General features: G+C 28.7%; 10 protein-coding genes. 5 read left to right on the plus strand and 5 right to left on the minus strand.

The genetic code is table 11. The features are described 5' to 3' along the window. Window positions 1-35: 35 nt before the first annotated feature. The 4 genes from QIA46_RS03385 to QIA46_RS03400 are packed head-to-tail and all read right to left on the minus strand — an operon-like array spanning window position 36 to window position 3110. On the minus strand, window positions 36-551 hold the full coding sequence (locus tag QIA46_RS03385; protein ID WP_317268428.1) for a hypothetical protein: 516 nt from the start codon (window positions 549-551) through the stop codon (window positions 36-38). After that, on the minus strand, window positions 548-1594 hold the full coding sequence (locus QIA46_RS03390; RefSeq protein WP_317268429.1) for a hypothetical protein: 1047 nt from the start codon (window positions 1592-1594) through the stop codon (window positions 548-550). Before QIA46_RS03390 ends, QIA46_RS03385 begins: the two co-directional genes overlap by 4 nt. Further along, window positions 1588-2451: a hypothetical protein gene (locus QIA46_RS03395; RefSeq protein WP_317268430.1), complete on the minus strand. Its 864-nt coding sequence runs from the start codon at window positions 2449-2451 to the stop codon at window positions 1588-1590. The genes QIA46_RS03390 and QIA46_RS03395 overlap by 7 nt, the downstream gene beginning before the upstream one ends. Then, a complete protein-coding gene (locus QIA46_RS03400; RefSeq protein ID WP_316256353.1) occupies window positions 2448-3110 on the minus strand; it encodes an HAD family hydrolase in 663 nt (220 codons plus the stop codon). The genes QIA46_RS03395 and QIA46_RS03400 overlap by 4 nt, the downstream gene beginning before the upstream one ends. 256 nt (window positions 3111-3366) lie before the next feature. Between QIA46_RS03400 and QIA46_RS03405 the strand changes: the two genes are divergently transcribed. The 5 genes from QIA46_RS03405 to QIA46_RS03425 all read left to right on the plus strand — a co-directional run bounded on the left by QIA46_RS03405 (window position 3367) and on the right by QIA46_RS03425 (window position 11369). Beyond that, complete coding sequence (locus tag QIA46_RS03405; RefSeq protein ID WP_317268431.1) at window positions 3367-4977, plus strand: ABC transporter ATP-binding protein; 1611 nt, start codon at window positions 3367-3369, stop codon at window positions 4975-4977. Then, window positions 4978-6129, plus strand: a complete 1152-nt coding sequence (locus QIA46_RS03410) for an ABC transporter permease (protein WP_317268432.1) — start codon at window positions 4978-4980, stop codon at window positions 6127-6129. Further along, window positions 6101-7027 carry an ABC transporter permease gene (locus tag QIA46_RS03415; RefSeq protein ID WP_316256356.1) on the plus strand — a complete coding sequence of 309 codons (927 nt, stop codon included), beginning with the start codon at window positions 6101-6103 and terminating at the stop codon, window positions 7025-7027. The genes QIA46_RS03410 and QIA46_RS03415 overlap by 29 nt, the downstream gene beginning before the upstream one ends. Window positions 7028-7181: 154 nt before the next feature. Beyond that, window positions 7182-9437 carry a methyl-accepting chemotaxis protein gene (locus tag QIA46_RS03420; protein WP_317268433.1) on the plus strand — a complete coding sequence of 752 codons (2256 nt, stop codon included), beginning with the start codon at window positions 7182-7184 and terminating at the stop codon, window positions 9435-9437. 30 nt (window positions 9438-9467) lie between these two features. Beyond that, the gene (locus QIA46_RS03425) at window positions 9468-11369 is read left to right on the plus strand and encodes a methyl-accepting chemotaxis protein (RefSeq protein ID WP_317268434.1); all 1902 of its coding nucleotides are present in this window, start codon (window positions 9468-9470) and stop codon (window positions 11367-11369) included. A 44-nt stretch (window positions 11370-11413) separates the two neighbouring features. On the opposite strand, the gene mnmA is transcribed toward QIA46_RS03425, so the two are convergent. Beyond that, complete coding sequence (gene mnmA, locus QIA46_RS03430; protein WP_317268435.1) at window positions 11414-12481, minus strand: tRNA 2-thiouridine(34) synthase MnmA; 1068 nt, start codon at window positions 12479-12481, stop codon at window positions 11414-11416. Between the last annotated feature and the right edge of the window lie 90 nt (window positions 12482-12571).

Raw genomic sequence — 12571 nt, forward strand, 5'->3', positions numbered from 1 at the left:
TATAAAAAAAAGTTCAATCTTTAATTTTATTATTTTCATTCCTTTGGGAAAAAAATCATTTCATTACTTATTTTATCTAAATTCTTTAAAAAATAAGTAATGTTAAGGTTGAATATTTTTAGAGGTTCTGTATTATTTTCTATGTAAAGCTCTAATTTGTAAAATCCTTTTTTTGTGTATAATAATGAATAACTTTTAAAAATTCCATTTATATTTTTAATTTTAAATATTTTATATTTTAAAAATTTTTTATCAATAAGTTCGCTTTGAATTAGATATTTATTTGTTTCTTTGTAGGTTGAATTTAATAAGCCGTAGTTAGTTTTATTGAGCATTATGCTTTGTACAAAATGTTCTGTTAGTTTATAAATGTTTTTTTCTATTTCACTTGTTGGAAGATTGGTATAGTATTCTTTTCCTAAAATTAAATTGTAAGATGAATATTTTTTTATTTCTTCGTTGGCTCTTTTTTCAATTGAGATATCCAAAAGCCTAGCATTAATTGAAAAATTCAACAATGTAAGTAGTGCTGTGATTATTTGGATTTTCATTTTATTTCCTGGTTTTTATTAATTATTTTTTTTACTTTTTCAATTTCTAAAGGTATTTTGCTTTTTCGCTTTGAGTTTAGTTTTTCTTTTAGTAAAAGATTGTTAAATGATTTTGCAAGTTTATATACTTTTTCTTCGCTTAAAGTAAAAGGAATTTGAATTTTTCGATATTCTAATGGGTCTTGTAAAATTTTTGTCATTAAAATAATAGGATTTAAAAAGCTTGCTTTAAAAAATTTATAAAAATTCATTAAAAAAATAGTAAATGATGCAAACAATGTAAATAGAAAAATTCCAAGAATAGAATCGCTTTTTCTTTGCAAATATTTATCTATATAAAATTTTGTTTTTTCTATTTCTATTACCCTGTATTCACTAGGACTGTAGTAAACAAATATTTCGTCTGATTTTGAGTATATTATGTCATCTTTTTCCTTGATTATTAAGATGAAGGGATATTTTTCTTTAATGTAAGCTTTTTCATTTATTATTGATATATTTTTAATAATATTAAATTCTTGTTTTTCTGGTATTGAATTTACAATTTTTGAGCTTGATATTATTATAAAAAATGTAAATGGTATTAATAAGCTCATTGAAAACGTCCTAGCAAATGCTATTAGTATTAGGTTCTTTTCTTTTGAATTGTAATATATTTCTATTATTAGGTCGTTAAACCTAAGAAGTCTTAAAAATCTTAATTTGAAAAGTGATAGCATTATTGGGTTTAATATTGTTTCATGAGCGGCAATTATGTTTTTAAGTTGATATGAACTGTAAAATGCTAAAGGGATAAGGCAGTGAATTATATCAAAGAATAGATTGTTTCTGACGTAGATTTCTAATCTTTGGGAAAGATAGGCTTTGGTTATTTTGTATAAAAAAATAAAAATAAAAATTGTGTCAAATAGAAAACCAAGAAATATTAGTGCAAATCGTATTTTGTATGGTAAAAAAAGAATTATTGAGAGTTCTTCGATTAAAAGTTCAAATATTGAAAAAATTATTATTGCTTTTAAGAAAATTGAAAATTTTTTTACCATTTATTCCCCTTAGCTATTTCTAATAATTCTTTAATTATTCTTGAATCATATTCTCTAGAGCCTGACTGTTTTATTGAAAACCAACTCTCATCATATCCAATAAAACCTTTGACTGGGTTGTTTTTGTATTTTGGAGTTCTTGCTCTGGCTGAAAAAATAGCAATTAATGTTGAAATTGGAGACATTGTTTGTAAAGTTTCATATTTAAAAAAGCTTTCAATTATAAGCTTAGCCGTTTTTTCGTCTAGAAAATCGGTATCGTTGCTTATTGCTTTTGAAGTGGATTCAATGTTTTTAGTAGTAAGCTCTATTCCTTTCTCAAAGCAATATTTGATTACCAATACTTTTAAGAGAAGTAATATCTTTATATAATTTTTTATGATGTCTGATGAATAAAGTGCTTTATTTTCCTTTTGTATTAAATATATTGTATAAGAGTTTTTTCCTTCAAATAGTTTGTTTATATAAAAAGTAATGTATCCATTGCTTATAGTATTAAAATTATAAAAGAATTCTTTTCTTAAAGATGAATTGACTTTGACAAAGTTAAATATTAAATTTAAGTCGTTTTTTGTCAATTCTTTGCTAAAAAGAGGTTTTACAATGTTAAAATCAATAGCTTCAATGCCAGATAAAACAAATGGTGTAATCATTATATCTGTTTTATCTTTGACGTATTGAATCAGGTCTTTTAGTTCTGATTCAAAATCATTTTTGATGAATGTGGCAATAGTTTTTTTATTTTCTTTTAAATAGCTAAGCATTTCAATTTCTTTTTCTATAGCAGATAAACTTTTTATGCTTTCATGATTGAATAGATAATGATATAGATAGGGGAAATATGGCTTTACATTCATTTTATTAGGTCCAATAGTTCAAGTGGATTATGTATTATGTGTTTTGCTCCACTTTCTTTTAATTCTTGAACACTTCTAAATCCCCAAGAAACCCCTATTGGCACAAATCCAGCGTTTAGTGCAGTTAGCATGTCTACATCGCTGTCTCCAATATATGCAATTTCTTCTTTTCGGACATTTAATTCTAATATCATATCAAGGGCATTCTCAGGATCTGGCTTTGGTGGAAATTTTTTTGAATAACCCCTGATTTCAAAAAAAAATATATTTCCAAAAACATTTTTTACCAAATTTATTAATTCTTCGTGATTTTTATTGCTTAAAATTCCAATTGGAATATTAAGTTTATTCATAGTTTCTAGAAGGGTTTTTATATTTTCGTATGGTTGCGTTTGGGATGAAAGATTTTTATTGTATTCTTTTACAAATTCTTTGTAAAGTTTGTCTTGTAGATTGGTATTATTATATTCAAGAGATAATAGCTTTAGAGTGTCTATTACAAACATGTTAAATCCTCTACCAACAAGAGCATTAAATTTGCTTAATTCTATTTGATTGTATCCTAAGTTTGAAAGAGCAGAATTCATTGAGAATGCAATATCCATAATGCTATTTACCAGGGTTCCATCCATATCAAAAATGCAGGTTTTGATTTTCATAGTACTCTCTTTTATAATGGTTTATTTATTATATTATTTTAGCATTAATTTACTCTCTTTATTAAGGTTTTTATATTTTAAGCATTTTTTATTTACTAGCAGTTAATTTTTATAAATAATTAACTTTTATAAATAATTTATTTTGTTTTTTAAAATTTAAAATGCTATTGAAAATATAAACTTTAAGTTTTATTATATTTCATTAGAATAGAATATTGTAAGTCAGTTGTTTGATATTTATTAGGGTTAAAGCTTAATGAAAGAAGATGTACTAGTATTAGAAAATATTACAAAGAGTTATGGTGATTTTGTTGCCAATGATAATGTTTCTATTAAATTTAAGGTCGGAGAAGTTCACGCTATTCTTGGAGAAAATGGTGCTGGAAAGACCACTTTAATGAAAACCATTTATGGGATTCATCAAGTAAATAGTGGTCGAATTATTTTAAAAGGTCAAGAAATAAGCTTTAAAGATTCAAGCGAGGCTATTCGAAATGGGATTGGAATGGTTTTCCAACATTTTATGTTAATTCCGCAATTTACTGCTGTTCAGAACATTATTCTAGGATATGAAAATTCAAAATTTGGTTTTCTTGATTACAAGCAAGCCAAAAAAAAGATAAGTTATCTTTCGGAAAAGTATGGTTTAAAGATAGATTTAGAAAAAAAGGTTGAAGACTTGAGTGTTGGAATGGAGCAAAAAATAGAGATATTGAAAGTTCTTTATCGAAATGCAGATATTATTATTTTTGATGAACCTACAGCAGTGCTTGCTCCAAGTGAAGTTGATGATTTTATGAATATTTTAAAAGTACTCACTCAAGAGGGTCATACTGTAATACTTATTACTCATAAAATAAAAGAAATTAGGTCTATTGCAAAGAAATGTACAATTATGCGTCTTGGGAAGGTTGTTAAAACTGTTAATATTGCTGAGATTGATGACAGAGATCTTACAAAATTAATGATAGGGAAAGAAGTTGCACTTCGCGCATCTAAAATTAAATTTGAAAATCATTTTAATGTTCTTGAAATAAAAAATTTAAGTGTTAAAGATGAGAGAGGAGTTTTAAAAGTTAAAGACGTTAATCTTGATCTGAGAAATGGAGAAATTCTTGGAATATCAGGTATTGAGGGAAGTGGGCAGGAAGATTTAGTTGATGCAATTTTGGGTTTGAAAAGCATATTTAAAGGCGATATTTTGAAAAAAAATTCTTCGGGGAGTTTGGAATCTTTAAAAGGTTTAACAATTAAACAAAGAATAGATAAAAAAATTGGAAGTATTCCTTCAGACAGGCAAAAACACGGTCTTATTTTAGAATTCAATGTTATGCAAAATATTGGGCTTAAGAGTTTTGATTGTCCTAATTATTTGAAATTAAAAAAAATTCATTCAAAAAGTAATTTTGATTTAAAATTCAATTTTTTCAATTTTATTAAAAGACAATTTGATAAAGTTAAAAGACAATTTGTGGGGTTTGATCTTAATATTTTAAAAAAATTGAGCAATCAACTTGTAAGTTATTTTGATATTAGGCCAAGAGATATTTTAAGCAAGGTAAAGTATTTATCTGGAGGCAATCAGCAAAAAGTTATTGTTGCTCGTGAGATTAGTTTAGAGCCAGATATTCTTTTAGCTATTCAGCCTACAAGAGGCCTTGATGTTGGGGCTGTTGAGAATATTTACAAAAGAATAATAGAGCAAAGAGATGCCGGCAGATCTGTTTTATTAGTTTCTCTTGAGCTTGATGAGCTTGTTAATGTTTGTGACAGGATAGCTGTAATGCATAGTGGAAGGATAGTGGGTATTTTAGAGGACAATTTTGATGTTGATGTTATTGGTAAAATGATGATAGGTTTAAGCTAAATGAAAATTAGTAAAAACGTATTTAGTAAATTTATGTTGAAATTTTTAAATTCTTCAGCATTTGTTAGTGTATTTGCGCTATTTGTGGGATTTTTAATTGTTGGGCTAGTGGTGATGGGGCTTGGTCATTCTCCTTTTAGAATGTATTTTATAATATTAGATATTATATTTTCTTCTCCCAAGCATTTAGGTTATGTTTTAAGTTATGCAGCCCCTTTGATTTTTACAGGTCTTTCTATTGGCATTTCTTTAAAAGCGGGTCTTTTTAATATTGGAGTTGAAGGTCAGTTTATACTAGGATCTATTGTTGCTTTAATAGCATCAATTTTACTTGATTTGCCCCCAATTTTACATGTAGTTGTTATTTTTATTATTACTTTTATAGCGTCAGGTAGTTTAGGGATTTTAATTGGATATTTAAAAGCTAAATTTAATATTAGCGAAGTGATTTCAGGAATAATGTTTAATTGGATATTATTCCATTTGAACAATATAATTTTAGATTTTAGTTTTATCAAAAGAGATAATAGTGATTTTTCAAAACCCATTAAAGAAAGTGCGTATATTGATTTTTTAGGTTCTTGGAAGCTCTCTCCAGAAGGGCTTGCTTATAGGTCTTCTCATCCTTTTGTTAATGAACTTTTAAAAGCGCCTCTTCATTTTGGAATAATTTTAGGCATATTTTTTGCTATTTTAATATGGTTTTTGCTTAATAAAACTATTATTGGATTTAAAATAAATGCCACAGGAAGTAATATTGAAGCCTCAAGATGTATGGGTATTAATGTAAAAGCTGTGCTCATTTTTTCAATGTTTCTCTCAGCAGCTGTTGCAGGTCTTGCTGGGGCTATTCAAATTATGGGTGTTAATAAAGCCATATTTAAGCTTTCTTATATGGAGGGAATTGGTTTTAATGGGATAGCTGCTTCTCTTATGGGAAACAATTCTCCAATTGGCATAATATTTTCCAGCATTCTTTTTTCTATATTGCTTTATGGAAGCAGTAGGGTTCAAAGTTTAATGGGGCTTCCATCTTCAATTGTATCTTTGATGATGGGAATAATTGTTCTTGTAATTTCTGCTAGCTATTTTTTAAATAAAATTGTTTTAAAAGGTGTTAAGCGTGTCAAATATAATAATATTCTTGATTAGTGAAACTTTAATAAATTCTCAAACTTTAATTTTAGCTGGTCTTGGGGGTCTTATAAGTGAAAAAAGTGGAATTATTAATATTGGACTTGAAGGAATAATGACAATAGGAGCATTTTCGGGAGCTACAGTTGCATATTTTACAAATGATCCATTGTTTTCAATTTTTGTTGGTGGGCTAGCAGGGCTTTTGCTTGCTGTTTTGCATGCTGTTTTTACAATTTTTTTAAAATCAGATCAAATTATAACCGGAATGGCACTTAATTTTTTAGGACCCGCTATTGCTGTTTTTATAAGTACTTTGATTTTTTCTTCTATTTCAACTCCGCCTATAGAAATAAAGTTGCCTATACTTTTTGATGGAATTTTAAGCAAAACATTTTTTATCTTCCAGATTTTTGGTAAAAGATACTCCGTATACATAGCAATCCTAAGTGTGGTTTTATTTCATATTGTTTTCAAATACACTAAAATTGGGCTTAGAATTAATGCTAGTGGTGAAAATCCAGAGGTATTAGAGTCTGTTGGAGTTAGTGTGAATAAAATTAGATTTTTTTGTGTTCTTTTGAGTGGGTTTTTAGCGGGGGTTTCAGGCGCTGTTCTTACAACAGTGGTTGCATCAAGTTATGTGCAAGGGGTTACGGGCGGACAAGGTTTTATTGCTATTGTAATGTTAATTTTTGGAAAATGGACACCTTTGGGAGTTTTAATTGGTAGCTTTTTATTTTCATTTGTGAAAACTTTGACAATTGTTTTGGCTCAATCTCCTTTTTTGTCTTTAATAATGCCTCCCAAAGTATTGGTTATTACTCCATATTTAATTATTATTTTAAGTCTTATCTTTTTTTCAAAAAGAAATTATGCACCTAAGTTCTTAGGAATCCCCTATAAAAAACATTAGCAATTAATAATAGCTTATAATTTGGTTTTCATATTGTGAAAATTCTTTTAATTTTTTAAGAGTTTTTGATTTTTTGCTGTAAAATTTTTTTTGATACCCTTTGGTCTTGAGTTTATTTGATTAAATAAGTAGATGATTTGTGAGGTAGTTTATTATGTTGTTGAAGCTTAAATACAGGTTTGTTGGATTTTTATTATTGTTTTTAATTTTTATACTGTTACTTTTTTCCATGATTTTTAATTTTGTTTTATGCGGTTATTTAGAAGATTATTATAAGCAGCTTACAAGGGCGCAAGTAAGAAGGGCAGCTTTTTCTACGCAATCTTTTTTAGATACCTTGTATGTCATAATCAATGGTGCAGCTTCAAATTTGGCACTTGAAACCATATCAGAATTTGCAATTTCTGAGAATAAAGGAAAAGATTTCTCTGAGTCTGAATTGATAGATTTAAGAAAAAATTCAAAATTTGTTATTGATTCTGTAAAGGTGAACAAAAAATATCGACAATACTTATACAATTTTATGTCCAATCTTAAAAATGATACCTGTTTTGAAGAGTTCGCTTTTTTTGATTTTGAAGGGAGAATAATTGTTAGCACAAGGCATGAGAATAATATGGATTTTGGTCATTCTGAGGCCAATACTAATTATTTTAAAAGAGCTGTTGAGGATTATAGGCAAAACCAATTAAAATTTATAGGCTGGTATTCGAATCTTTCTGAAGGAATATCCGCAGAAGTTGCTATTAGGTCTAGACAAAGCGAAAAAAAGGCTTTTGCAATAATTGTACCTGTATACTCTCCAGAAGACAAACTTGTTTGTGGGTATTTGGCTGGATATCTGCTTAATGATATTTTAGCAGATAGTTTTGATAGATTTAGATTCGGTTTTTATAAGAGAGGCAATTTTATTTATGTGGATCCCAATAATATAGCAGTCAATCCTTTTGAAGAATACAATGAAACTAGTAGAGTTAGTTCTAAATTTTTAAATACTCTTAAAGATGTTTTTTCTAAACCACCTCTTTTGTCAAATATTCCTACCGAAGTTTCGGTTTACACCATTGATAAAATATTTTTATCCGAAATGGGAGAAGAGTGCTACTATGCACTGCTGCCCATAAGCAGTAAGTTAGGAGAGAAGAGCGGAGTACTTATTGCTCGGCTTCCTTATAAAGATATTTACGGAGTAATATCTAGTCTAAAATTTCAGTATCTTTTATATTCTGTTTTAGGTATTGTTGTGTTAAGCCTTGTTCTTTTAATGAGAATAGATAAGATTATTAGTTTTCGTTTAAATTCAATTAGAGTTTTAGTTCAAGATATGGTTAAGGGTAATTTAGATAAAGATTATGCCCTTGATGATGATAGTTTTTTTGACGAGCTTGGAATGTTGAGTCTTCAGGTTGTGAAAATGAAAAAAGCTATTTCTGTAGCGATTGCAAGTGTTTTAAGAAATATTAGTTATGTAAATAAGGCAAGTTTAGAAGTTGCCAGTTCGAGCCAAAATTTAAGTTCTAGTGCGTTACAGCAGGCATCTGCTCTTGAAGAAATGTCAGCTAATGTTGAGCAAATAGCCTCAGGCGTAAATATGAGCGCTAATAATTCCTATGAAACAGAACAAATAGCTTTAAAGACAAATGAAAATTCTCAAATAGGTGGTAGGGCTGTAGAAGAATCTGTTATTGCTATGCAAGATATTGTAGAGAAAGTTAGTGTTATTGAAGAAATAGCCAGAAAGACTAATTTGCTTGCTTTGAATGCGGCTATTGAAGCTGCAAGAGCCGGTGATGAAGGAAAGGGATTTGCTGTTGTGGCTAGTGAGATTAGAAAGTTAGCTGATTTGAGTAAAATTTCGGCTCTTGAGATTGGAGAGTTGGTTGAAGATAACTCTAAGGTAGCAACCGAAGCAGGAGTGATTTTTAAAGAAATGTTACCTGAAATTGAAGAAACGGCTAATCTTGTTAAGAAGATTTCAGAAGGTAGCTCTAAGCAGAGTGATCAGATTGCTCAATTTAAAATGGCCTTAGATCAGGTTGGAGAAGTTGTTCAGTCTTCAGCTTCAAGCAGCGAGCAACTTTCTAGCATGTCCGATAAAATGTTAGAAAAGTCTAAAGAGCTTAGAAAATCTGTATTATTTTTCAAAATTAAAGATTCTACGATTGAGAATCTAGAAGATGATGAATATGATTTTAGATTAATGGATTGTCTTGATAATTCTTTTAAAGATGAAAATCAAAATTTGAAAAGTAATGAGGTTTCAACTTTAAATGGCAATAGAAATAATAATTCTTTAGATATTGAGAGCGAGTCCTCTGTAAGAACTATTAATAAGCGAGTTGATCCTAAAAAAGCTATCGATATTGCTGATAAGGATTTAAATTTTGATGATGATTTTTCAGAGTTTTAGAATTTATTTTTTGTGAAAGAGGTGGTTAGTATGAAGCTGAAAGCTAGGATGTTGCTACTTGTTCTTATTCTTATAGCATTCTTTATATCAATTCTGTTTTTTATTTTTGGAATGTTGATTAATAGTAAATTGGTAGATCAGCAGTTTGATCTTATGATGAATCTTATTGGAAACATTAAAAATTCTTTCAACCTTTATATTTCTTCAATGGAAGAGAAAGTTAGGGTTAGTTCCATGTATTTCAACTCTGCTGAAAAATTTAATGAAGCTAGTAAAATTAAATCCAAAAGGTTGAGTTTTATTTCAGATCAATCTGAAATGCTTATTCAAACCGGTAGTAATATGATGGTAATAAACAAAGAAGGTAAAATAATTTTTACTTCGGCTGTTAAGGATAATAGTGATTTTGGCAAATCTATTGGAGATAGAGAATATTTTACAAAACTTAAAGAGTCTCAAAGTATTGTTTACAATTCTTTTGTTATGTTAACAGATCCTGGGTCTATTGAGGAGTCTTTGGTTAAAGATATTTCTAAGATAAAAAATAAAAAAGGTCAGATTCCTTACATATTAATAGGCATACCATTAAGAGATTTTGAAACAGGCGATATTTTTGGTTATTTTATGTTTTTCTATTCAATGGATTATATATATAGGTCTTTTAGAGGAATTAATTTTGGAATACTCTCTAGTGGCCGTGCGCTAGCTTATGATACTAAGGGTAGATTATTGGTTCATCATACAGTACTGCCCGGTGATGTTTTGACTGATATTAGTGCTTCTTATTCTAATATTATTAAGAAAACATCTGAAGATTTATTGCAAAAAAATAAAGAAATTTCAACTATTTATTATTATGATCCTAATAGCAGTAAGAAATATGTGGGAATTAGTCAAAAGGTGTTATTAAAATTGTCTAATAATAGATTTATTCTTTTAATGAGAATTTCGGAAGATGATTTTTATTACATGTCACGAGCCACATCTATAATCTTGAGTATTAGTTTCGCATTTACATTGTTTATTCTTGCTATTGCAACTCTTTATCTTGTGAAAAAGTTAAGTTCTTCTTTGAATAAGATACTGGAATATTCTGAACGACTTGCTTCTGGAAATTTTACTGCTGATGTTAATTTTGGCAAATGGGATAGCATAGAGCTTTATAGCTTGTACGAAGGTCTTGAGCAATTGAGAACCAATTTTTCTTCAGTTGCAAAAGGAGTCATTGAAAATCTAGATTACCTTTATGAAAATGCGATTCAAATAGCAAATGCAAGCCAGAATTTAAGCTCTGGTGCTGTTGAGCAGGCTTCTACTTTAGAGCAAATGACAGCAAATATTGAGCAAATATCACAAGGTGTTTCTGAGAATACTGAAAATGCATCTACTACTGAAAAAATTGCTGTTAATACTAATGAAAGGACTAAAGAGGGGCATAAATCTGTTGTTAAAGCTATTGAGGCAATGACTGTAATTACTGAAAAAATTGGAATTATTGATGAAATAACAAGACAAACTAATTTGCTTGCTTTAAATGCCTCGATTGAAGCTGCACGAGTGGGAGAGAAGGGTAAGGGTTTTGAAGTGGTGGCTGCTGAGGTTAGAAAGCTTGCGGATCAAAGCAAAGAATCAGCAAGAGAGATTATTGATATTGCAAACAGAAGCTTAACTGTTGCAAGTCGTGCTGGGGAAAATTTTGAACAAATAGTTCCTGGTATGGAACAAACGGCCAGACTTGTGAAAAATATTTCTAATGAAAGTTCTAAGCAGAGTGTTCAAATAGAGCAATTTAAAAATGCAATAGAGCAAGTTAGTCAACTAGTTCAGACTACAGCTTCAAGCAGTGAAGAGCTTTCTGCAATGTCTGAAAAAATGTTAGAGAGTGTAAAAGATTTAAAAGAATCTGTTGATTACTTTAAGATCGAAAAGTAAGTAGAAGCTTTAAAACTTCTACTTACCTACTTTTTGTCTGATTATTATTCTATAATTTTAAAAATTTTAGCACCCCCTAGGCATTTAGTATTTTTATAAAAAATTGCAAATTGCCCCGGAGAGAGTCCATTATCTTTTTTATTTAAAGAAATTTCCATTAAGTTATTTGTAATAAGTTTTAATTTGCATGAATATTTCTTCTCTCCATGTCTTATCTTAATTTTAAAATTTTCAAAATTTGAAGGTGTGTTGTTTATCCAATGTATTTCATGAACTAAAAATTTGCGTTTTGCTTGTTTTAAATAATTTTCGTTATGGGATATATATATAATATTTTTTTTTAGGTCTTTTTCTATAACGAACCATGGTCCGTTGCTAAGCTTTAGTCCTCTTCTTTGTCCAACTGTAAAAAACCAATATCCGTTGTGAATTCCTATTATTTTTCCCGTTTCTTTTTCAATTATATTTCCCTTTCTCTCGCCAAGATGATATTTGATAAATTCGTTATATTTAATTTTTCCTAAAAAGCAAATGCCCTGACTATCTTTTCTGTCTTTGTTGGGTAAATTTATGTTTTTAGCTATTTGTCTTACTTCGCTTTTAAGTAATGTGCCTAAGGGGAAGTATAGTTTTGACATTTGGGTTTGAGAGAGATGAGATAAAAAGTAGCTTTGGTCTTTAATTTTATCTTTTGCCTGTTTTAAAAAAAATTTGCCTTCTTTTATTTGTATTTTGGCGTAATGTCCTGTTACAACCAAATCATATTGGCTATTTATTTTTTCAAAAAATGCTCCAAACTTAATTCTTTGATTACAAAAAATATCTGGACTTGGGGTATTGCCATTTTTAAGTTCTTCAATAGTATAGCTTACTACTTTGTTATAGTATTCTTCTTGAAAGTTTATTATTTCATACGGTACATTAAATTTGTTGCATATAGCTTCAACATAATTTAAGTCTTCTTGCCAAGGGCAGTTTCCAATATAAGACAGTTCATCTTCAAGCCAAATTTTTAAATAGTAGCATTTTATATTTGAATATCCTTTATTTATAATTTTATAAAGGGCAACAGAGCTGTCAACCCCCCCAGATAAAAGTACGGCTATTTTCATAAACTTCCATTTTTAGGTTTTATTATATAAGATTTTGCTAATTTTTGTAAATTATAATATAATATTTAAGTTAATAATGCATTGAGGAAT

The sequence above is a fragment of the Borreliella carolinensis genome, from assembly GCF_032595855.2.
Classification (GTDB): domain Bacteria; phylum Spirochaetota; class Spirochaetia; order Borreliales; family Borreliaceae; genus Borreliella; species Borreliella carolinensis.